This is a genomic window from Micromonospora sp. PRAS1 (assembly GCF_059553435.1).
This window is the reverse complement of sequence record NZ_JCANNB010000001.1, coordinates 144,173-165,107: the sequence shown is the minus strand read 5'-3', so window position 1 is coordinate 165,107 and position 20,935 is coordinate 144,173. Positions and strand designations below refer to the sequence as shown.

Genomic DNA, 20,935 nt, shown 5'->3' with positions numbered 1-20,935 from the left:
TCCGGTGACTTCGGTGTCAGCGAGAGCGGCAGCTCATCATTCGAGGATCGCGACCCTCGTCCCGCCACGGGCGAGGGTCGCGCCCTGTCCGGGGTGGTCGTTTCCGGCGCCGACCGGCATGTTTCCGGTGATCCGGGAATGTAGGCGCAATGACCACGGACGGCCCCGCACCGGTGTTGAACCGGGGACAGCTCCGCCTGCTGATGTTCGGTCTGATGACCGGGATGCTGCTGGCCGCGCTCGACCAGACCATCGTCGGCACCGCCCTGCCGACCATCGTCGGCGAACTCGGCGGCATCGACCACTACTCCTGGGTGGTCACGGCGTACCTGCTCGCCTCGACCGCCTCGACCCCGCTCTACGGCAAGATGGCCGACCTGTACGGGCGCCGGCCGGTCTTCCTCTTCTCCATCGGGACGTTCCTGCTCGGATCGCTGTTGGCCGGGTTGTCGCAGGACATGACCCAGCTGATCGTCACCCGGGGGGTGCAGGGCCTGGGTGCGGGCGGCCTCATCACCCTGGCCTTCACCATCATCTCGGACGTGGTGTCACCCCGCGAGCGTGGCCGCTACCAGGGCATCTTCGGGGCTGTGTTCGGGATCGCCTCGGTCGCCGGCCCACTGGCCGGTGGCTACTTCGCGGAGACCAACTGGCGGTGGATCTTCTACGTCAACGTGCCGTTGGCGATCCTCGCCATCGTGGTCTGCTCGCGGGTGCTGCGGTTGGTGCCGTTCACCCGCCGGAAGCACGCCATCGACTGGCTCGGCGCGATGCTGCTCGTCGCCGGGGTGAGCTGCCTGCTGCTCGCGCTGAGCTGGGGTGGCGGCACGTACCCGTGGGGGTCCGGGGTGGTCATCGGGCTGTTCGTGGCCGGCGCCGTGCTGGCGCTGCTCTTCGTGCTCCAGGAGCGTCGGGTCGCCGAGCCGATCCTGCCGCTGCGGCTGTTTCGCAGCGCCACCTTCGCCCTGGCCAACAGCGCCGGGTTCGTGCTGGGTCTGGTGATGTTCGGGTCGATCATCTTCATCCCGCTGTACCTCCAGATCGTCAAGGGCGCCTCACCGACCCGCAGCGGTCTGCTGATGCTGCCGATGATGGCCGGCATCATCGTCACCTCGGTGCTCACCGGCCGGGCGATGAGCCGGATCGGCCGGTACAAGTGGTTCCCGGTGGCCGGGGCGGCGACGCTGCTGGTCGGGATGCTGCTCTTCACCCGGTTGCGGGTGGAGACCTCGATCTGGGTGGCGTTCGGCTTCATGGTCGTCATCGGGGTGGGGCTGGGGCTGTGCATGCAGTCGCTGGTCCTGGCGGTGCAGAACGCCGTCTCCCTGCGTGACCTGGGTGCCGGCACCTCCTCGGCGACCTTCTTCCGCTCCCTCGGTGGCTCCTTCGGAGTGGCCATCCTCGGCGCGGTGCTCTCGTCGCGGCTCAGCGCCGAACTGGCCGACCGGCTACCCGCCGCGCTCGCCCAACTGACCCCCGAGCAGCGGGCCGCAACCGGCGCGACCGGCGGCGCGGGCGTCTCGGCCAACGATCCGGCGACCATCCTGGCCCTGCCCGATCCGGTACGCGCCGCCGTGCAGGCGGCGTTCGTCGAGTCGCTGCACCTGGTCTTCCTGACCACCGGCCTGATCGCCATCGTGGCGCTGCTGGTCACCCTGGCCCTACCGAACGAGAAGCTGCGTGGTGCCGGCCCGCAGGGGGCGACCGGCGGCACGGACGGGCTCGGTGGCGAGGCACCCGCCCCGGGCGGCAAGCCGCTGGACCGCGAGTCGAAGTCGCAGGCCGCCGCCGAGATGGAGGCGAAGTCGCAGACCATGCTCTGAGCGGGCCGCACAGCCGACCGGCCCTGCCTGCGCTGAGCGGGCCGCACAGCCGACCGGCCCTGCCTGCGCTGAGTTGGCCGGCCCTACTTCAGGATCAGGCGGTTGGTCTGCTCGAAGACGTCCAGGTCGGCGAGGGTCTCCGAGACGCTGGCGGAGAGCGGGTACGGCATCGCCTCGCGGTGGAAAAAACCGGCGTTGCTGGTCTCGTCGGTGACCCGGGCCAGCTGGCCGTCCCACTCCTCGACCCGGAACGCGGTGGTGAAGATCTGGTACGTGTGGCCGTACATGTTGGTGTGGGTGCGGTCCGGGCCGGTGTAGAGCGCGAAGGCGCTGACCCGTAGGGCGCGTAGGCCGGTCTCCTCGCGTACCTCCCGCACCGCGCAGTCGGCGATCGACTCGCCGAGTTCCATCGCCCCGGCGGGCATCGCCCACTGCCCGTTGTCGGAGCGACGGATCAGCAGGATCCGGGCCGCGTTGTCGCGGACCACGGCGCGGGCACCGACGAACATCAGCGTCCGGTCGCCGGCCAACGCGCGCAGCTGCCCGACGTACGAATCAGCCCAGGAGATGCTCACCCGGACAAATTTACGGTGGCTGCCCGCGTACGACTGGTCGGATCTGCGAAAACGGGCCCCGGCGTAACGTTTTTCAGCGCATCATCGCCATTAGGGACAGCGGCCTCGCACAGACCTCTCTCCCGGTGGGCGGCCCCGGCGTTCGCACCGCGCCGGGGCCGCCCTTTTCTTTGCGGGCGACCCGCACCGTCAGTATTGCGAAACTTGTTCGGCTGTGTCCCGCCGATGGGGAAATCTGCCCGCTACGGGCCGTTACTCGCTGGCGCTGACCAGCACCTTTCCCACCACCGAGTCCTCCACCGCCTGGTGCGCGGCGGCCGTGGCCGACAGCGGGTACCGGTGCAGCGGCAGGCCGGCCTCCTCGCCCACCCGGATGCCGCCCTGCGCGGCAGCCGCCGCGACGTCCACCACCGCCTGTGCCTTCGCCGCCTTCGGCAGCGTGTAGACAAGCACGAACTGCCAACGGGCGTTCGGCACCACGAGCGGGCCGATCGGCAGCGTCACCTCGCCGCCCCCGTCGTCGGCGTAGACACAGACCACCCCGCCGTGGTGCAGCAGTTGGACGTCGGTGGCCGCGTTGCGCGCGGGGGAGACCTCGACGATCGTGTGCACCCCGTCGGGCGCGACCTTGCGGACCTCCTCGACCACGTCCTGCTCCCGATAGTTGATCACCACCGAGGCGCCGGCCGCCGCCGCCAACTGCGCCTTCTCCGCGCTACTCACCGTCGCGATGACGCAGGCGTCGGCCCAGGCCGCGAGCTGGATCGCCGCGTTGCCCACCGCGCCCGCCCCGCCCTGCACCAGCACCGTGTGGTCGCTCAACGCGCCCGGACGCAGGCTGTCCGGCAGGTACTCCCCGGCGGTCAGGCACCGGTGCGCGGTCAGGAACGGGATGCCCAGGCAGGCGCCCAGCTCGAAGGAGGCGTCACCGAGGCGTACCGCCTGCCGGACCGGCACCACCGTGTACTCGGTGGCGGTGCCCCAGGTACGTTGCCAGGCCGCCTCCCAGAGCCACACCCGCTCGCCGATCAGGTCCCGGTCGACCCCCTCACCGACCGCCTCGACCACCCCGGCGCCGTCCTGCCCGGGGATCTGCCAGCCGGCCGACAGCGGAAACTGCCGGCGCATCTTCCAGTCCGACGGGTTGACCCCGGAGTACGCGACCCGCACCAGCACCTCGCCCCGGTCGGGTTCGGGCACCGGCCGGTCGACCAGTTCGAGCACCGAAGGGTCGCCCGTGCGCTCGTAAACGATCGCCTTCATCCCCGTCTCCTCCCGTCTACCGCCCCCGGTCGAGGGCGTTGATCCACCATCGACCGTAGGCGGGCCGGAGAACGTCCGGTAGAGATTTCAGCCGAGCCGCTCCACCACCTGCGGCGTCAACTCGTCGATCGAACCCAGCGTCGCCGCCACGAGCTGCTGCGCGTCCTCATCGAGCGGGTACGCCCCGTGCGGCACCGCCAGCACCGTCATCCCCGCGGCGGCGGCGGAGCGCACCCCGTTGGAGGAGTCCTCGACCGCCACGCAGCGCGCCGGGTCCACCCCGAGCCGTTGCGCCACGGTCAGGTAGACGTCCGGTGCCGGCTTGCCGCGCTCGGTCTGCTCGGTCGAGAGCGTGGCCCGGAACTCGTCGGTCAGCCCGGTGGCGGCCAGCGCCGCCGCGATCAGCCGGGTCGGCGAGGAACTGGCCAACCCCAGCGGCCACCGGGCGGCGATCCGGCGTACCACCTGGTCGGCCCCGTCGATAAGCGGTACGCGCTCCGCGTACCGCCGGGCCATCTCCTCGACCACCTCGGCGGCAACCTGCTCGGCGGTACGCCGTACGCCCAGTTCGCCGCTGAGGTAGCGGGCCCACTCCCCGGTACTCATCCCCATCAGCCGGCGCTGGGTGTCGTCCTGCCAGGTGCCGCCGTGCTCCGCCACGTACGCCCGCCGGACCTCCTCCCAGACCGGCTCGGAATCCACGATCACGCCATCAAGATCGAACACCACCGCATCCACCGTCACCCCGCCATCCTCCCAGGTGCAAGGAAGGGCCCCCTTTTAACGCCTCGTGTAGAGGAAGGGCCCCCTTTTAACACCGGGGTTTTAGCACCGAGGTTCGGGCAGGCCGATCGGGTTGTCCGCGGGGATGACGCGGTGGGCGGCGTTGGCCAGCGGCGCCAGGAGGGTACGGAGTCGCTCCACGGAGCCGGGGCCGAGAGCCTGCCAGGGGCGGGCGGCGCTGGCGTCGGTGGCGTCCTCGACAGCCTGGAAGCCGGCCCGGCCGTGCTCGGTGGGTTCGCCGGTAGCGGTGAGCCAGCCACGGGCGGCCAGCCGCTCGCGGGCCCTGACCCACTCCTGTTCCGACCAGCCCCGGCGCAGCAGGGGCTCCGGTGACATGCCGGTCGCGACCCGCCAGGCCAGCGTCTCCGGCGGGTCGAGGTCGGCGGCGACCAGCGCCGCCACGTGTCCGTCACCTCGATGCTCGCGCAGCGTCGTGCTGGCCTGCCAGAGCCGGGCCAGCGGGTACTCGCCGCGCGGCAGGGCGGCGTTGGCCGCGCCGAGCACCCGCCCGGGGGCGGTCCCGACCGCCTCGGCCGCGGCCTCCAGCAGGTCGGCGGTCTCCGCCAGATGCCGCTCCGGCAGCTCGTACGTCAGCTCGGCGAGCGCCTGCACCGCCCCGGTGAGCCGGGCCCGCAGCGCCTCCTCCGGGGTGGCCAGCTGCCACACGGCGGGCAGCGCCCTGGTCACCATGTGCGGGGCGAAGGTGTAGAAGGCGGCGATCACCGGCGCGGGACCGATCGGCCCGAGCGGGGCGGCCCGGCCCGCGAAGTAGCCCCGCCAGAACCCGCGCAGCCCGACCGCCTCGAAGGCGGCCCGGGCGCGCGGATGGAAGTAGGTGACGGCGTGCACCGGCTCGTAGCAGGTCCACATCAACCGGGCGAGCTGCCCGGGTTCGTCCACCGCCGTCACCGCGACCCCCTACTGAGCGGCGAGAACGTCCACCACGAAGCGCAGCGGACCGGCCGGGCGTCCGCCCGCGCCGTCGCCGTACGCCTGCTCGGCCGGGATGTCGAGTTGCACGCGGCTGCCCACGGTCACCCCGACCAGGCCCTTGTCCCAACCCTCGATGACCTGCCCGACGCCGATCGGGAAGGTGGCCGGCTGACCCCGCTCCCACGAGGAGTCGAACTCCTCACCGCTCTCGTAGAACACGCCCACGTAGTTGGTGGTGATCGCCTGGCCTGCCGTGACCTTCGGCCCGGTGCCCTCGATCAGCGGGGTGACGGTGAGCTTGGTCAGTTCACCCTCACCGGCGGCGACGGTCGGCTTGCTGCCCAGCGCCGGGTCGGCACCCTCCGGCAGCTGCGGCGCGGGCGGCGCGCCGGGGGCCGCCGGATCCACGTCGGTCGGCGACGCCGACGGGGTACCCGCCGCCTGCTCCGGGGAGTCGTCCCCACCGCGCTGCCCGATGATCACGAACACGGTGATCAGTACGCTGACCACGGCGACGGCGGCGAAGGCCCCGGCCCAGGCCTGCCGGCGGCGCTTGGCCTCGGCCGCCTTCTGCTCGGCCAACTGTTCGGCCAGTCGCCGCCGTGCCTTGCTCTCCTGCTCGCCCGCGTGCTCGCTCACGTCCTCGACTCCCTGATGAGAGATGGATGCGTCCGGCCACGGACGCCGTCGCCGACACACGGTACCTGGTGGTCGGCGTACTTCCGACGATCGATCGTGACCGGTGGGATTCCTGCGTCGGCTGGGACAGGAGTGCGGGGCCCGGAAACGAATCCGGGCCCCGCACCGATGCCGACTCCGAGCCCGCGCCACCTGCTGAGGACAGGGCGGTTCACCAGGACGTCGGCTTGCCCTTCTGGAACAACCACACGTCGAAGAAGGCGGTCAGGTCCTGCCCGGACTCCCGCTCGGCCAGCCCGATGAAATCGGCCGTGGCGGCGTGGCTGTACTTGTGGATCTCTGCCCACTGCCGCAGGATCCGCAGGAACGTCTCTTCACCGACCTTGCCGCGCAGCGCGTGCAGGGTCATCGCGCCCCGGTTGTACGGGATGCTGCTGAACATGTCCATCGGGCCGGGGTCGGCCAGGAGGACCTGCCAGAACGACGAGGAGGCGGCCCGCCCGTAGTTGCTGCTGCTGTTGAAGGTCTGGTCGACAGTCGCACCACCGTTGTACTCGGTGTACATCCACTGGCCGTAGGTGGCGAAGCCCTCGTTGAGCCAGATGTCCTTCCAGCGCTCCGGCGAGACACTGTTGCCGTACCACTGGTGGGCGATCTCGTGGGCCATGGTGCCGATGCTCGCCGTGTTCGAGAAGATCGGCTTGGTCTGGGTCTCCAGGGCGTAACCCACCTGCGGGGCGTAGTCGACGATCGCTCCCGTCGAGGCGAACGGGTACGGCCCGAACAGCCCGGTGAAGAACTCCATCATCTTCGGGATCTGCGACACCGCGTTGGCCGAGCCGGTGACCAGGCGAGGGTCGATCGCCACGTACGACGGGACGCCGCTGGGCGTGACCGACTCGGTGACCACGAACCGGCCGATGGTGATCGTCGCCAGGTAGGTCGCCATCGGTTCGGTGTTGTCCCAGACGTACGTGGTCCAGCCGTCGCTGGTCTGCTGGGAGAGGAGTTGGCCGTTGCCGACGGCGGTGAGGCCCTCCGGCACCTTCGCGGTGAAGCGGAAGGTCGCCTTGTCGGTCGGGGTGTCGTTGCTCGGCAGCCAGGCGGGGGTGCCCTGCGGCTCGCCGACGACGAAGGCGCCGTCGTCGGTCGGGATCCAGCCCTCGATCGACCCGTCCGGGTCGGTCACCGGGCCGGGCACCCCGGCGTACTTGACCACCACGGTGAACATCTGCCCGGTCTTCGGCTTCGGGCGTGGGCTGACGACCAGTTCCTGGCCGTCGCGGGTGAAGTCGTTCTTCTTCCCGTTCACGGTAAGCGAGGAGATCTCCGGTCCCCGGAAATCCAGGTTGAACTGATCGAGATCCTGGGTGGCCCGGGGGGTGATCGTCGCGGTGGCGTCCATGAAGCGGGTCGCCGGGTCGTATGAAAAGTCAAGATCATAGTGCTGGACGTCGTACCCGCCGTTGCCCTGGTCGGGGAAGTACGGGTCGCCGACGCTCGGTGCGCCGGGCGAGAAGCGGGGCGCACCGGGGTTGCCGGGTGCCGCGCCAGCCGTGCCCGGTGCGACCAGCGCACCGGCGGCCAGCAGACCGGCGGTGGCCAGCGCGGCACCACGCGAGCGAGGAAATCTCATGTGAATCCTCTCCATGGGGGTTGCCCGGGAGCGCGTAAGGATTCACGAATTACCTGGTCAATGGCCTAACGGCCACGATCAGGCGGTCTTGCGTGGCGCGGCCTTCTTCGCTGTCTTCGGCGCCTTCTTCTCGGTGGCCTTCTTGCCCGCCTGGGCCTTCTTGGCCGGCGTCTTCTTCTCGCCGGCGGCCTTCTTCGCGGTGCTGGCCTTCTTCTCGGCGGCCTTCTTCGCCGGGGCCTTCTTCGCGCCGGCCGCGGCCTTCTGCTGCGCGGAGCGCGCCGACGTGATCGGGGTCGGCTCGCCGGCACCACCACCGCCGGCACCACCACCGCCGGCACCACCACCGCCGGCACCACCACCGCCGGCACCACCACCGCCGGCACCACCGCCGGCACGACCACCACCACCGGCACGACCACCACCACCGGCTGCCGCGCCCGCCTCGCCGCGCGCCGCGCGGGCCCGCTCGACGGAGGCCTTGAGGGCGGCCATCAGGTCGACGGCGGCGGGCGGGGCCTCCTCGACCTCCTCCGGCTGGACCACCTCGCGGCCCTCCACCTTCGCGTCGATGACCTCCTGCAACGCGGCCCGGTAGTCGTCAGTGAACTCGTCCGGCTGGAAGTCGCCGGCCATCGAGTCGATGAGCGAGGTGGCCATGGCCAGTTCCGGCGGGCGGACCTTCAGATCCTCGTCGAGGAAGCCGAAGTCCGGCTTCCGGATCTCGTCGGGCCAGAGCATGGTGTTCAACAGCAGCACGCCCTCGCGGACCCGCAGGGTCGCCAACTGCTCCCGCTGACGCAGCGCCACCTTGACGATCGCCACCCGCTCGGAGTCGGTCAACGCGTCCCGCAACAGCAGGTACGGCTTGGTCGCGGCCCCCTCCGGCTCCAGGAAGTACGCCTTGTTGTAGAGGATCGGGTCGACCTGCTCGGCCGGGACGAACTCCAGCACGTCGATCGCGTGCGAGGTGCTCAGCGGCAGGTCGGCGAAGTCGGAGTCGGTGAGGATCACCATCTCCCCGCCGCCGATGTCGTAGCCCTTGGCGATGTCGTCGTAGCTGACCTCCTCGCCGCAGACCTGGCAGGTGCGCTTGTAGCGGATTCGCCCGCCGTCCTCCCGGTGCACCTGGTGGAACCGGATGTCCTTTTCCTCGGTCGCCGAGTAGAGCTTGACCCCGATTGAGACCAGCCCGAACGACACCGCTCCCTTCCAGATGGCCCGCATCCTGCGCCCCCTTCCCCGGTATCGACCATGCTCGCACCAGATGGAACCGGGCGCGAGGCGTTCTGCCTGGTACTACAGTCGGAACGTGCCCGGCGCGCCGCTCAAGCCGATGCTCGCGATGACCGGGCAACTCCCGGCCGGCGCGGGCTGGGCGTACGAGTTCAAGTGGGACGGCGTACGCGCGCTGGCCGACATCGCCGCCGGACGGCAGCGCCTCTACGCCCGCTCCGGCGCGGAGATCACCACCGCGTACCCCGAACTGATCCCGCTCGCCGAGCAGGTGGACGACGTCCTGCTCGACGGGGAGGTGGTCCTCTTCAACGAGGCCGGCCGACCCTCGTTCACCGCACTGGCCGAGCGGATGCACGTGCGGAATCCGGCCAAGGCGGCCCGGCTGGCGGCGACCGTCCCGGTCACGTACATGATCTTCGATCTGTTGCGGCTGCGCGACGCGGACCTGACCGGGTGGTCGTACGCCCGACGCCGGGAGGCCCTCGACGAACTGGGACTCGGCGCGGCGCGCTGGGCCGTGCCCCCGGTCTTCGCCGACGGCCCGGCCACCTACGCGGCGGCCGGTGAACACGGCCTGGAGGGGGTGATGGCCAAGCGGCTCGACTCGGCCTACCGGCCCGGGGTCCGCTCCCCGGACTGGCTCAAGGTCAAACTGGAGGTGACCGGCGACTTCGTGATCGGCGGCTGGCGGCCGGGCGCGCGGAAGATCGGCGGCCTGCTGGTCGGGGTGCCCGGTGCCGACGGGCGGCTCGTCTACCGGGGTCGGGTCGGCGGCGGGATCGGCGCGGCACTGGAACGGGAACTGCTGCGCGAGTTGGAGCCGCTGCGCACCGCCGCCTCGCCGTTCGCCGGTGACGTGCCCCGCGAGGATGCCCGGGGCGCGATCTGGGTAACGCCGCAGGTGGTGGTGGAGGTCAAGTACGGCCAGCGCACGCCGGACGGGCGGCTACGGTTTCCCCGGGTGCTGCGGCTGCGGCCGGACAAGCCGGCCGAGGAGGTCTCCGATGCCAGCTGAGCGGCTCCGGGTGGAGGTCGAGGGCCGCACCCTTGAGCTGTCCAATCTGGACAAGGTGCTCTACCCGCAGGCCGGCTTCACCAAGGGCGAAGTGATCGACTACTACACCCGGATCGCCCCGGTGCTCCTGCCGCACCTGGCGGACCGCGCGCTGACCCGGATCCGCTACCCGAACGGGGTGGAGGGGAACTCGTTCTTCGAGAAGAACGCGCCCGCCGCAACCCCCAACTGGGTACGCACCGAGAACCTGCCCGCCCCCGGGTCGAGCAAGGGCCGGGAGGCCATCGACTACGTGGTCGCCGACGACCTGCCCACCCTGGTCTGGCTGGCCAATCTCGCCGCCCTGGAACTGCACACGCCGCAGTGGAAGGTCGGCGAGCAGCCGGACATGATGGTCGTCGACCTGGACCCGGGCCCACCCGCCGGGCTGGAGGAGTGCTGCACGGTGGCGATCCTGATGCGGGACCGGCTCGCCGACGATCGCGTCGAGGCGTACCCGAAGACCTCCGGCAAGAAGGGCATGCAGCTCTGCTGCCCGATCGCCGGCACGCAGTCCGCCGACGACGTGTCGGCCTATGCGCGGCGGATCGCCCAGGAACTGGAGCGGGCGCACCCGAAGGTCATCGTGTCGAGGATGGCGAAGACCCTCCGGCCCGGCAAGGTCTTCATCGACTGGAGCCAGAACAACGCGGCGAAGACCACCGTCGCGCCGTACTCGTTGCGCGCCCAGGCGGTGCCGTCGGTGTCGACGCCGCTGACCTGGGCGGAGGTGGAGGCCGGCACGCGCGGGAAGCGACCCGCCGTCCGCCCGTTCACCGCCGCCGAGGTCCTGGCCCGGACCGAGGAGTACGGCGACCTGCTCGCCCCCCTCCTCGACGGCGGCCCGGAACTGCCGAACTGACGGGCTGTCGCCCTAGGGCCTGGTGGAGGTGCGGACCACGACGGACCAGGGCCAGCCGGTGGCCACCTCCGTACCGAGCGCGGCCCGGGCACACGCTGAGCCCTGTTCGCGCAGCGACTGGGCCACCGTGGTGAGCCCGAGCGGAGCAGCCAGCGCGCCGTCGTCCCAGCCGGTCACCGCCACCTCGTCGGGCACCCGCAGCCCGGCGGCGTGGACCGCCCGGAGCACCCCGGATGCCTGTTCGTCACTCATCGCGGCGATCGCATCGGGCGGCTCCGGCCGGGCGAGCAGGGCTGCGGTGACCTGTTCGGCCTCGGCTGCGTCGTTCCGGGCGCAGACCGCGACGGTGACGTCGGCCCAGGTGAAGCCGAGCGTCTCGGCGGCCGTCCGGTATCCGGCCAGCCGGTCCCGGGTGACCGGGAACCCGGCCCCAGCCGGTTCGATGCCGGTCGCCAGCGTGGTGACGCGGTTCCGAGAGAGCGGAAAGCTCACCACCGCCGGCCGGTGGGCAGCGTGGAACGCCAGCGTGCCGACCTCGCGGGCGGCCGCCTGGTTGTCGATGCCGACCAGGGCCAGCCCCGGGACGGCCGGACCGCCGTGCACCACCGCCGGACGCCCGATGGCCCGTACGGTGGCCAGGATCGGATCGTCGTCAGTGGTGGTCCAGACGACGAATCCGTCGACGGCGGCGGCCCGCAGTCGGGCGCTGTCGTCGTCGGTACCGGTGATCGGCACGATGGTCATGCCGTAGCCCTCGGTGGTGCAGACCTCGGCGATGCCGGAGAGGAAGGCGGTTGCCTGCGGATCGTCGAACGCGTAGCTGAGCCGCTCACCGAGCACCACGCCGAGGGTGTGGGTGCGGCCCCGGCGCAACGACCGGGCGCTGGGGTCGGGGCCGGCGTAACCGAGGCGGGTGGCGGCGGCGAGCACCTTGGCGCGGGCCTGCTCGGAGACCCGGCCGGGCTGGTTGTACGCGTAGGAGGCGGTCATCACCGAGACACCAGCCGCCTCGGCGACCTGGGTCAGGGTGATCCGCTTCCGACCCGCCGACGGCTTCATGGCGTCAGCCTACCTGTGTATCGTTACACACATGGTCATCCCCTCGCCCCGCCCGCTGGCGGCCACCGCCTTCGTGTCGTTCGCCGCCTTCGGCGCGTTCTGGGGAGTGTGGGGCGGCTCGGTGCCCCGGATCCAACAACAGGCCGGGGTGAGCGACGGTGAACTCGGCTTCGCGCTGCTCTTTGTCGGTGCCGCCGCCCTGCCTGCGATGCTGCTGGCCGGGCGGGCGCTGGACCGCTGGGGGCCACCGGTCGCCGCTGGCCTGATCGGCGCCCTCGGCCCAGTCGGTGCCGGCCTCGCCCTGACCGCGGTCGACCTACCCCGCCTCTGCGTCGGGCTCGCCCTCGTCGGGGCGGTCAGCGGAGCGGCCGACGTCGCGATCAACTCGCTGGCCGGGCAGGCCGAGAAGCTCACCGCACGGCCGGTCATCAGCCGCAGCCACGGCGTCTTCTCCAGCCTGGTCGTCCTCGCCAGCCTGCTGGCCGGGCTGGCCGCCACGGTGTCACTGCCGGCGTCGCTGCCGTTCATCGTGGTCGCCGCCTTCTCCCTGGCGGCCGGCCTCCTCCTGCACCGCAACCTGACACCCCGACGCCGGCTGGCCCCACCACCCGACGCCGATCCCGGGTACCGGCCTGAGGCCGGTACGCCCGCTGCAATGCCGTTACTGCTGATCGGGGTGCTGGGTGCGTTCGCGTTCGCCAGCGAGAATGCGCATCAGAGTTGGAGCGCCGTCTTCTTCCACCACGAACTGGGCGCCGGTGCGGGGCTGGCGGCGGTCGCACCGGCGATCTTCGCGGCCACGGTCGCCGTCACCCGGTTCGCGGCCGGTGGTCTCACCATCGCGTACCCCCGATGGGTGCTCCTCACCGGCGCGTCCGCCGCCGTCGTCGGCGCGACCGTGATCGCCGTCGCGCCGACGCTTGTCGTCGCCGCGTTGGGTCTTGCGCTGGCCGCTGCCGGAACCGCAGTGCTCTTTCCGACCGTGCTCGGGATCGTGTCGCGTAGCGTCGACGAAGCCCGCCGAGGCCGCGCCACCTCACTCGTCACCACGGTGTCCTACCTGGGATTCGTACTCAGCCCCGGCTACGTCGGGCTCTGGGCTGGCGCGGTGGGCCTGCGTGGCGCGATGATCGCGGTGGCCGCGCTCGCCGTCGTGCTGGTCGCGCTCACTCCGCTGCTGCTGCGCCTCAGCGGGCTGAACCAGCAACCATCGACCTCGGGACGGAAGCGCCCAGCCGAGCACGTTCCAGCGCCAGGATCCCTTACTCGGGACCGTCGTTGAGGACCTCGGCGATCACGTGCTGGTTGGCAGCGGCCAACTCGGGGGCGGTGTCGAGGTGCTGCTGCACCAGCAGCAACGCCTTCCACAGCGCCCAGCCGCGCGCCCGCGCCCAGGTGCCCTCGTCCTGACCGACCGCCTCCCGGAACGCCCGGCGACTCTCTCCGGAGAGCATCGTCCAGGCGATCACCAGGTCACAGGCCGGGTCACCCACCCCCGAGGTGCCGAAGTCGAGGACCGCGCTGAGCTTTCCTTCCGCGACCAGCAGGTTTCCCACCGCGATGTCACCGTGGAACCACACCGGCGCGCCGCGCCACTCGGCGGCCAGGGCCGCGTCCCAGACCGCGCCGGCCCGCGCGGTGTCGACGTGACTGGCCAACGCGACAAGCAACCGGCGAGTCTCCTCGTCGTAGTGGGCCGGTGGGGCACCCCGGAAGAAGCTGTGCTCCCCGGCGAGCGGCCCGCCGGTGGCGTCGCAAGCCTGGAGGGCACGGACGAACTCGGCCACCGAGATCGCGAATCCCGGCAGGTCGTCGATCCGCCCTTGGTCGGCCGTCTCGCCGGGCAGCCAGCCGCGTACCGACCACGGGAAGGGGTACCCCTCACCTGGCGCTCCCCGGCCGAGGACCGGCGGTACGGCGACCGGCAGGTGCGGGGCCAGCCGGGGAAGCCACTCGTTCTCCTTGTCCACGGCCGGCACGTACCCGGCCGCCGTGGGCAGGCGCACGCTCATCTCGTCGCCCAGCCGGTACGTCCGGTTGTCGTGCCCGTCCACCGGCACCGGCCGGACCGGCAGCTCACTCCACTGCGGAAACTGGGCCGCCACCAGTCGCTGCACCAGATCGGCGGTGATCCCGGCGCGACCGTCGAGCCCAGCCGGGCGGGTCTCGTCCTCGGTGGTCGAAGGCATGCGCCGATCCTCGGCCGACACCGTCCCGCCGGCAACACAGTTTCCCGGCCCGCGCTGGTCACCTCGACGGGCTCGACAGGCCGGGGCGGCAGGTAGTAGGACGTACCTATGCCTGCCGCCCTGCCCGTGCTCTCCGTCGTCGGCCTCACCGAGCGGGAGCAGCCGTTGCTCACCTACCTCGACCAGCGCACCGGGCAGCGCCAGCAGCTGACCGCCGCCGAGTTGGGCGACTGGTCGGCGCGGGCCGCCGGCCTGCTGCGGGACGGGTGCGGGCTGACGCCGGGCAGCCGGGTGGCGGCGCTGCTGCCGCCGCATCCGCGTACCGCTGCGGTTCTGCTCGGGGCCTGGTCGGTGGGGCTGGAGGTGTCGTTCCGGCCGCGCGCCACCGCCGGGCTGCCGGTGCTTGAGCCGGGCGGAGAGCGACCGTACGACGCGGTCCTCGTCACCCCGGAACGGCTCGACGACTGGCTGGAGGACGTGCCCGACGGCCTGCACCGCTACCTCGTCGGCACCGGGCCGGAGCCGCTGACCGACGTGCCGACCGGCTGGCTCGACTGGTCCGTGGAGCTGCTGCGGCATGGTGCCGCCCCGGCCGGTCGGCCCACCCTGCACGCCTCCGATCCGGCCACCCCGGACGGCACCAGCTACGCCGAATGGGGTCAGGTCGCCCGCGCCGTCGCCGAGCAGCTCGACCTGCGGGCCGGTGACCGCCTGCTGGTCGACGCCGCCGAGCACGACCACCCGTTGAAGTGGCTGCTCGCCCCGCTGGCGGCCGGTGCCACGGTGCTGCTCTGCGCCAACCTGGACCCGGCCCACCGGGACACGATCGCCGCCACCGAGCAGGTCACCCGCATCCTCTGAACCGGCGAGCAGTCCGGCGGTCGAGCCGCGCCGGGCGTGGCGAACAGGGCACGCTGTGATCCACCGCCAGCGCGCACCGCCCGCCGTCGGGCATCCGCTTGTCACAGAAGACCCAATGGCGTACGCACTGCTGGTCCTCGGCCGACACGGTCACCCCGCCCGGCTCGACCCGCGAGCTGAGCCGAGCCGCCACCCGAGCGACCGTACGGGCGAGTAGCCGCGCCCGGGTCAGGTCGGATGCGCTGACCGGCAGGTGGATCACCCAGCGCTCGCTCACCGGGGGCCGCTCGTCGTCGGTGGAAAGCTGATCTCGGCTTGCTGTCGGCTCCACGGGTTGCCGCCCTTCCTCGGATCACGTGAAGTGGAAGGGCGGCCTCCGCCACGGTGCCGGCGGCGGAGGCCGCCCCTGCCCTACCGCCGCAGCCTCGATCGGCGGTACGGCACCAGGGCCGCGCGGGGGAAACGCGCGACAGTGGGGTCTGTCGGGGCGACACGAGACAGGCACGAGAGGCGCCAACCGACCGCAACAGCCCGCATCACCGAGAGTCACGGTATTGCCACCGAGTCACCTATGTCAAGGATGTCTCTGAGTCAGCTACCCACCTGTGTCATCGGCGCTACGTGTGTTGCCTGCGTCTGGATTGCTGACTGATACTTGGGTCCGCCAACCGACCGCAGGGGACCCTGTGCCAATTCCGCCCACCATGGACGAGCTGCTCGATGCTCTCCTTGGCAAGATCGAGGACGGGACCTACCCGCCCGGCTCCCAGTTGCCCTCGGGGCGAAAGCTGGCTGCCGAGTATGACGTCTCGCAGTCCACGATCAGCCGCGCGGTCGCCACATTGCGGAAGCGGGGCGTGCTGGTCGGCCGTCCTGGTCGCGGCGTCTTCGTCGCGGAGTGACGCAGCCGCGTGAACGGGAAGCTGTCCTATGCTCGTCGGATGAAGGCGGTGTCAGGGCAGGTTGGGCAGCTCATGCTCGATGAGATGCTGTCGCCGTTGCCGGCGATTCCGGCGGAGTCGGTCGAGCATGGCGAGATCTTCACCCGCCGTTGGGTAGTTGATCTCATCCTCGACCTGGCCGGGTACACCGCTGACCGTGATCTTGCGGCGATGGTGGCGGTCGAGCCGGCGTGCGGAGGCGGGGCGTTCCTGGCCTCGATGGCGGCTCGGCTCAGCGCCTCGTGCCGAAAGCATGACCGCTCGCTGGTCGACGCCAAACCTGCCCTGCGCGCCTTTGACCTGCTCTCGGTCAATGTGAGGACCAGCCGCGAGCTGGTGCGGGACGTGCTGGTCGAGGAGGGTTGGTCGGCCGTTGAGGCTCACGAGGTGGCCAATACTTGGGTACGGCAGGGGGATTACCTGCTCGGTGCAGACGATGATGCGGGTGTCGACTTCGTCGTGGGTAATCCGCCGTACGTGCGGTTGGAAGACGTTCCGGCTGACCGGATGCTGGCCTATCGTGCTGCCTGCCCCACGATGGCCGGGCGTTCCGATCTCTATGTCGGCTTCTACGAGCGCGGCCTGCGTTCTCTCCGCTCGGGCGGGGTGCTGGCGTTCATCTGTGCCGACCGCTGGATGCGTAACCAGTACGGCCGGCGGCTGCGCGATCTCATCGCCGCCGACTACAGCGTCGACGTCGCTGTGACGATGCATGACGTCGACGCGTTCGAGGAGCAGGTCTCGGCCTATCCGGCAATCACCGTCCTGCGCCGGGCTCAACAGGGAGCGGCTGTCGTCGCGGAGACCCGACGAGGCTTTGGCTCCGAGCACGCTCCGGAACTGCTCGAATGGATTATGGGTGGCGAATCGGCACCTCAGGCTGATGGCCTGTACGAGATTGCCCGTCTGCCGCACTGGTTCGAGGGTGGCGAATCCTGGCCCTCCGGGCCCCCTGCGCGGCTGACTCTCATCGAGATGTTGAACGACCGGTTCGCGCCCTTGGAGGATGCGGAAACCGGCACCCGGGTCGGTATAGGCGTTGCGACGGGTGCCGATGGTGTCTTCATAACCAAGAGGGCGGATGTCGAGCCGAGGCGGCTGCTGCCGCTGGCGATGGTCAAGGACACGACATCGGGCACGCTGTTCTGGTCCGGGCACTATCTGGTGAACCCCTGGGACGCGGACGGGCTCGTGGATCTGGCCGCACTGCCGCGGCTGCGCGCGTATTTCCAGCAGCATGCCTCGGTGCTCAAGGCTCGCCACGTGGCAGGCAGGCGTCCCGCGCACTGGTACCGCACGATCGACAAGGTTGACCACTCCCTGATCGATCGCTCTAAACTGCTTTTTCCGGACATGAAGAGCACGATTCACCCTGTTTTGGACGAGGGTGGTTTTTACCCCCATCACAACCTTTACTACATCATCTCGGATGCGTGGGACTTGCGAGTCCTTGGTGGATTGTTGCTCTCGCGTGTCGCACAGGCCTTTGTGGAGGCATACGCCGTTAGGATGCGTGGCGGCACCCTTCGTTTCCAGGCTCAGTATCTGCGTCGGATCCGCGTCCCAAGCCCCGAAAGCATCCCGGCTGCCGATCGTGCTGCGCTTGCCGCAGCCTTCGATAAGCGGGACGCGCGAGCGGCGACGAAGGTTGCGCTGCGCGTGTACGGGATCGAGGACTTTGAGGAAGTGATCGGTGAATCCCCAGGCGTTCGAGGAGGCGGTTCGTAGCTCCTGGCTGGTTCGCGAGTCGCAGGCTGCCAAGAAGCTGCTCTCGGGGAAAACAGACACCGGAGGGCGAGGCGCGGTGACCGGCGGCGGGCATCTCGACGCGCTGACCGAACAGATGGCGAGTGTCTTCCTGGATGTTGGTTTTCCATCCGACGCCGTGCGCTGCAAATCCGGTGTTGAGCTGCCGGGATACTTCCGGCCGACAAAAAAGTGGGACCTGGTGGTGCTGCACAAGGGTGTCCTGGTTGCCGCCATCGAGCTCAAGTCGCACGTCGGGCCGTCGTTCGGAAACAATTTCAACAATCGCAGCGAAGAGGCGATCGGTAGCGCGGTCGACGTGTGGCAGGCGTACGAGCATGGCCAGCTCGGCAAGGTTCGACCATGGCTTGGCTACGTGCTTCTGGTGGAAGATGCGGAAAAATCGACTCGTAAGGGCCAGGTCCGCAGCGGCGCGCTGCCGGTCGATCAGATCTTCGCCAGCACGTCATATCTTGACCGTTACGCGATCCTTTGCAAGCGCCTGATGAGCGCCGGCCTGTACGACGCCACGTGTTTGATCACCTCGTCCCGAGAGCCTGACGCGCCGATTCGACAGCCCGACACGGCGGTCGGGTTCGCCGCCTTCGTCGGGGCGATCACCACCCGCATCGAGCAGGTCGGTCTTCTCTGAGTCGTTGAGATCGAGCTGACTGATCGGCATTCCGGACCCACCTGCCTGCGTAGTACCTCTTGAGGCGGGCACCGACAGCGAACCGCCCGCCAGGCACGTGGGAAGACTGGCGGCGGTCAGTGATGCGTCAGCGCGGGTCGGGCTTCTTGGTGAGGTGGTCGCCGTAGGCGTACCAGTTGGTGCCGAGCAGCGGACCTCACTCGACGACCAACGCCGACTTGGGCTCGTGCTTCGGATGCTGCAACGGGAGGCCCGAGTAGAGCAGCGGTTGCCACTCGACGGTCAGGAAACGCTCGCTCACGACCATGCCTCCTCGGCGATCAGCGGATCCTTCGACAGTTCTGGCGGCACGATCCCGTCGGTCGGCGCCATCCGCCGCGACTGCGGCGACGGTGCCGCAAAGATCGGGTCGGCGGGCGGCCTGGTGGTGCTCAGGGTGCCGGTCCCGGTAGTCCAGGGCGGCCTGGATCAGGCTCGGCTCCGAGAAGCGGGGACCCCAGAAGGCGGCAGTGCGTGTGCGGCGGCAATCCTCGCCGCTTCGGCGGACTCTTCAGCCTTCCGTAGGGCGCTGCGGGCCTCGCGGGCGCGGCTCACGTTTGTGGTAGCTCGGGCTGGACCTCGACATCGAACGTCGAGCATGAGGGCGATGGCTTCGCGCGCCATCTCTTCGACCTGTTGCGGTGTCGAGGTGGCTTGGAGGCCGCAACTTCGGCGGAACGGTGTTGATCAAGAGTGCGGGGTGGAGTTGATCAAGGGGTCAGTCGATGGTGGGGAGGGGTGGGCCTAGGACGTCGTCGGCGTCGACGATTGTGTACGCGTAGCCCTGCTCAGCCAGGAAGCGCTGGCGGTGGGCGGCGTACTCGGTGTCGATGGTGTCCCGGGAGACGACCGTGTAGAAGTGTGCCTGCCGGCCGTCGGCCTTGGGGCGGAGCACCCGGCCCAGGCGTTGCGCCTCCTCCTGACGGGAGCCGAAGGTGCCGGAGACCTGGATCGCCACCGCCGCCTCGGGCAGGTCGATGGAGAAGTTGCCGACCTTCGATATGACCAGCGTGCGGATCTCCCCGGAGCGGAACGCGTCGAAGAGGCGCTCCCGTTCCTTGTTAGTGGTCGAGCCTTGCACGATCGGCGCGTCCAGGTATTCGCCGAGCTGGTGCAGCTGGTCGATGTAGGCGCCGATGACAAGCGTCTGCTCGTCCGGGTGCCGGTCGACCAGGGCCTTGATCACCGGGAGCTTGGTGCGGGCGGTGGCCGCCATCCGGTAGCGCTCCTCGGCCTCGGCGGTCGCGTACGCCATCCGCTCGGCGTCGGTAAGGGTGACCCTGACCTCGATGCATTCGGCCGGGGCGATCCAGCCCTGCGACTCGATGTCCTTCCAGGGTGCGTCGTACCGCTTTGGGCCGATCAGGCTGAACACGTCGCCCTCCCGGCCGTCCTCGCGGACCAGGGTGGCGGTCAGGCCCAGCCGGCGGCGGGCCTGGAGGTCCGCGGTGAACCGGAAGATCGGCGCGGGCAGCAGGTGCACCTCGTCGTAGACGACAAGGCCCCAGTCGCGGGCCCCGAAGAGATCGAGGTGGGTGAAGGCGCCGCCGCGCCGCGAGGTGAGCACCTGGTACGTGGCGATGGTGACCGGGCGGATCTCCTTGCGCTCGCCTGAGTACTCGCCGATCTCCTCCTCGGTCAGCGAGGTGCGGGCGATCAGCTCCCGCTTCCACTGCCGCCCGGCGACCGTGTTGGTGACCAGGATCAGCGTGGTCGCCTTCGCCTCGGCCATCGCCGCCGCGCCGACAAGCGTCTTGCCGGCACCGCAGGGCAGCACCACCACGCCGGACCCGCCAGCCCAGAACGCCTCGACGGCCTCCCGCTGGTACGACCGCAGCGTCCACGGCTTGCGGCCGTCCTTGCCCGCCTCGGCCAGCTCGATCGGGTGCGCCTCGCCGTCGACGTACCCGGCCAGGTCCTCCGCCGGCCAGCCCAGTTTCAGCAGGGCCTGCTTGAGCCGGCCCCGCTCGGACGGGTGTACCGCGATGGTGTCGTCGTCGAGTTTCGCGCCGAGCATCCCGGCCAGCTTCTTGCTCTTGGCCACCTCGACCAGCACCACCCGGTCCAGGGCGCGCAGCACCAGGCCGTGCGCCGGATCGTTGGCGAGTTGGAGCCGGCCGTACCGGTCCATGGTCTCGGCCACGTCGACAAGCAGGGCGTGCGGCACCGGGTAGCGGGAGTACTTGATCAGCGCGTCCACCACGCTCTCGGCGTCGTGACCGGCGGCGCGGGCGTTCCAGAGCCCGAGCGGAGTCAACCGGTACGTGTGCACGTGCTCGGGGGAACGCTCCAGCTCGGCGAAGGGCGCGATGGCCATCCGGCAGGACTGCGCGTCCGGGTGGTCGATCTCCAACAGCAGCGTCTTGTCCGACTGCACGATCAGGGGTCCACCGCTCACGCCGAATCTCCTCCTCCGTACGGCTGATCCGGCCGCCACGGCAGGTGCCTGACCTGCCTCAGGGCGACCATCCAGTGTTGCACGCCGGAGCGGGTGGCGAGAAAGTCACGCACCACGCGCAACCAACCGGTGGCGCCCAGCCGTCTAGCAGGAAGGGGGCGAAGTATCGAGGGCGGCGCTCCATGCGGTCGCGTCGCCCTCGCGATCGTCCCGCCGGTCGGCACCGGTGCGTGTGCGTTCGACCGC

General features: G+C 70.4%; 19 protein-coding genes. 8 read left to right on the top strand and 11 right to left on the bottom strand.

What is annotated here, in order from left to right:
* The first annotated feature begins 149 nt into the window (after positions 1-149).
* Positions 150-1,823, top strand: coding sequence for an MDR family MFS transporter (locus tag AC507J_RS00755; RefSeq protein ID WP_496287073.1), 1,674 nt, complete (start codon positions 150-152; stop codon positions 1,821-1,823).
* A gap of 83 nt (positions 1,824-1,906) precedes the next feature.
* On the opposite strand, the gene AC507J_RS00750 is transcribed toward AC507J_RS00755, so the two are convergent.
* The 7 genes from AC507J_RS00750 to ku form a co-directional block, all read right to left on the bottom strand.
* On the bottom strand, positions 1,907-2,398 hold the full coding sequence (locus AC507J_RS00750; RefSeq protein WP_496287072.1) for an NUDIX domain-containing protein: 492 nt from the start codon (positions 2,396-2,398) through the stop codon (positions 1,907-1,909).
* A gap of 252 nt (positions 2,399-2,650) precedes the next feature.
* Entirely contained in the window at positions 2,651-3,661 is a 1,011-nt protein-coding gene (locus AC507J_RS00745) for an NADPH:quinone reductase (RefSeq protein WP_496287071.1), read from the bottom strand.
* Positions 3,662-3,748: 87 nt separating this feature from the next.
* Entirely contained in the window at positions 3,749-4,405 is a 657-nt protein-coding gene (locus AC507J_RS00740; RefSeq protein ID WP_496287070.1) for an HAD family hydrolase, read from the bottom strand.
* Positions 4,406-4,486: 81 nt separating this feature from the next.
* Positions 4,487-5,314 (bottom strand): SCO6745 family protein, encoded by an 828-nt coding sequence (locus AC507J_RS00735; protein WP_496287357.1) that lies wholly within the window; start codon positions 5,312-5,314, stop codon positions 4,487-4,489.
* Positions 5,315-5,362: 48 nt separating this feature from the next.
* Positions 5,363-6,016 (bottom strand): FKBP-type peptidyl-prolyl cis-trans isomerase, encoded by a 654-nt coding sequence (locus AC507J_RS00730; RefSeq protein WP_496287069.1) that lies wholly within the window; start codon positions 6,014-6,016, stop codon positions 5,363-5,365.
* Between the two features lie 211 nt (positions 6,017-6,227).
* Entirely contained in the window at positions 6,228-7,652 is a 1,425-nt protein-coding gene (locus AC507J_RS00725; RefSeq protein WP_496287068.1) for a M1 family metallopeptidase, read from the bottom strand.
* A gap of 78 nt (positions 7,653-7,730) precedes the next feature.
* Entirely contained in the window at positions 7,731-8,876 is a 1,146-nt protein-coding gene (gene ku, locus AC507J_RS00720) for a non-homologous end joining protein Ku (protein ID WP_496287067.1), read from the bottom strand.
* An 85-nt stretch (positions 8,877-8,961) separates the two neighbouring features.
* Between ku and ligD (AC507J_RS00715) the strand changes: the two genes are divergently transcribed.
* Entirely contained in the window at positions 8,962-9,903 is a 942-nt protein-coding gene (gene ligD / locus AC507J_RS00715; protein WP_496287066.1) for a non-homologous end-joining DNA ligase, read from the top strand.
* Positions 9,893-10,804 carry a non-homologous end-joining DNA ligase gene (ligD, locus tag AC507J_RS00710; protein WP_496287065.1) on the top strand — a complete coding sequence of 304 codons (912 nt, stop codon included), beginning with the start codon at positions 9,893-9,895 and terminating at the stop codon, positions 10,802-10,804. The genes ligD (AC507J_RS00715) and ligD (AC507J_RS00710) overlap by 11 nt, the downstream gene beginning before the upstream one ends.
* 12 nt (positions 10,805-10,816) lie before the next feature.
* On the opposite strand, the gene AC507J_RS00705 is transcribed toward ligD (AC507J_RS00710), so the two are convergent.
* The gene (locus AC507J_RS00705) at positions 10,817-11,863 is read right to left on the bottom strand and encodes a LacI family DNA-binding transcriptional regulator (RefSeq protein WP_496287064.1); all 1,047 of its coding nucleotides are present in this window, start codon (positions 11,861-11,863) and stop codon (positions 10,817-10,819) included.
* Between the two features lie 31 nt (positions 11,864-11,894).
* Between AC507J_RS00705 and AC507J_RS00700 the strand changes: the two genes are divergently transcribed.
* On the top strand, positions 11,895-13,145 hold the full coding sequence (locus tag AC507J_RS00700) for an MFS transporter (RefSeq protein WP_496287063.1): 1,251 nt from the start codon (positions 11,895-11,897) through the stop codon (positions 13,143-13,145).
* Here AC507J_RS00700 and AC507J_RS00695 read toward each other — a convergent pair.
* Positions 13,126-14,052: an aminoglycoside phosphotransferase family protein gene (locus AC507J_RS00695; RefSeq protein ID WP_496287062.1), complete on the bottom strand. Its 927-nt coding sequence runs from the start codon at positions 14,050-14,052 to the stop codon at positions 13,126-13,128. The two genes, AC507J_RS00700 and AC507J_RS00695, sit on opposite strands and share 20 nt — an antisense overlap.
* A gap of 108 nt (positions 14,053-14,160) precedes the next feature.
* On the opposite strand from AC507J_RS00695, the gene AC507J_RS00690 reads away from it, so the two are divergent.
* Positions 14,161-14,913 (top strand): TIGR03089 family protein, encoded by a 753-nt coding sequence (locus tag AC507J_RS00690; protein WP_496287061.1) that lies wholly within the window; start codon positions 14,161-14,163, stop codon positions 14,911-14,913.
* Here AC507J_RS00690 and AC507J_RS00685 read toward each other — a convergent pair.
* The gene (locus tag AC507J_RS00685) at positions 14,897-15,190 is read right to left on the bottom strand and encodes a hypothetical protein (RefSeq protein WP_496287060.1); all 294 of its coding nucleotides are present in this window, start codon (positions 15,188-15,190) and stop codon (positions 14,897-14,899) included. The two genes, AC507J_RS00690 and AC507J_RS00685, sit on opposite strands and share 17 nt — an antisense overlap.
* A 427-nt stretch (positions 15,191-15,617) precedes the next feature.
* Between AC507J_RS00685 and AC507J_RS00680 the strand changes: the two genes are divergently transcribed.
* From AC507J_RS00680 to AC507J_RS00670, 3 genes are read left to right on the top strand one after another with little or no spacing between them, the layout of a single operon-like run.
* Positions 15,618-15,815 carry a winged helix-turn-helix domain-containing protein gene (locus AC507J_RS00680; protein ID WP_496287356.1) on the top strand — a complete coding sequence of 66 codons (198 nt, stop codon included), beginning with the start codon at positions 15,618-15,620 and terminating at the stop codon, positions 15,813-15,815.
* A 39-nt stretch (positions 15,816-15,854) separates the two neighbouring features.
* Positions 15,855-17,582 carry an Eco57I restriction-modification methylase domain-containing protein gene (locus AC507J_RS00675; RefSeq protein WP_496287059.1) on the top strand — a complete coding sequence of 576 codons (1,728 nt, stop codon included), beginning with the start codon at positions 15,855-15,857 and terminating at the stop codon, positions 17,580-17,582.
* Positions 17,548-18,252 (top strand): PaeR7I family type II restriction endonuclease, encoded by a 705-nt coding sequence (locus tag AC507J_RS00670; protein ID WP_496287058.1) that lies wholly within the window; start codon positions 17,548-17,550, stop codon positions 18,250-18,252. Before AC507J_RS00675 ends, AC507J_RS00670 begins: the two co-directional genes overlap by 35 nt.
* A 757-nt stretch (positions 18,253-19,009) precedes the next feature.
* Here the strand turns inward: AC507J_RS00670 and AC507J_RS00665 are convergent.
* Positions 19,010-20,689 carry a DNA repair helicase XPB gene (locus tag AC507J_RS00665; RefSeq protein ID WP_496287057.1) on the bottom strand — a complete coding sequence of 560 codons (1,680 nt, stop codon included), beginning with the start codon at positions 20,687-20,689 and terminating at the stop codon, positions 19,010-19,012.
* Positions 20,690-20,935 lie beyond the last annotated feature (246 nt).

What these genes read in the sequence shown, in the direction of transcription:
- AC507J_RS00735 (WP_496287357.1), bottom strand. Translation starts at nt 5,314, where the DNA reads ATGTGGACCTGCTACGAGCCGGTGCACGCCGTCACCTACTTCCATCCG.
- AC507J_RS00675 (WP_496287059.1), top strand. Translation starts at nt 15,855, where the DNA reads ATGAAGGCGGTGTCAGGGCAGGTTGGGCAGCTCATGCTCGATGAGATG.
- AC507J_RS00680 (WP_496287356.1), top strand. Translation starts at nt 15,618, where the DNA reads ATGGACGAGCTGCTCGATGCTCTCCTTGGCAAGATCGAGGACGGGACC.
- AC507J_RS00725 (WP_496287068.1), bottom strand. Translation starts at nt 7,652, where the DNA reads ATGAGATTTCCTCGCTCGCGTGGTGCCGCGCTGGCCACCGCCGGTCTG.
- ku (WP_496287067.1), bottom strand. Translation starts at nt 8,876, where the DNA reads ATGCGGGCCATCTGGAAGGGAGCGGTGTCGTTCGGGCTGGTCTCAATC.
- AC507J_RS00705 (WP_496287064.1), bottom strand. Translation starts at nt 11,863, where the DNA reads ATGAAGCCGTCGGCGGGTCGGAAGCGGATCACCCTGACCCAGGTCGCC.
- AC507J_RS00745 (WP_496287071.1), bottom strand. Translation starts at nt 3,661, where the DNA reads ATGAAGGCGATCGTTTACGAGCGCACGGGCGACCCTTCGGTGCTCGAA.
- AC507J_RS00700 (WP_496287063.1), top strand. Translation starts at nt 11,895, where the DNA reads ATGGTCATCCCCTCGCCCCGCCCGCTGGCGGCCACCGCCTTCGTGTCG.
- AC507J_RS00690 (WP_496287061.1), top strand. Translation starts at nt 14,161, where the DNA reads ATGCCTGCCGCCCTGCCCGTGCTCTCCGTCGTCGGCCTCACCGAGCGG.
- AC507J_RS00695 (WP_496287062.1), bottom strand. Translation starts at nt 14,052, where the DNA reads ATGCCTTCGACCACCGAGGACGAGACCCGCCCGGCTGGGCTCGACGGT.
- AC507J_RS00755 (WP_496287073.1), top strand. Translation starts at nt 150, where the DNA reads ATGACCACGGACGGCCCCGCACCGGTGTTGAACCGGGGACAGCTCCGC.
- ligD (WP_496287065.1), top strand. Translation starts at nt 9,893, where the DNA reads ATGCCAGCTGAGCGGCTCCGGGTGGAGGTCGAGGGCCGCACCCTTGAG.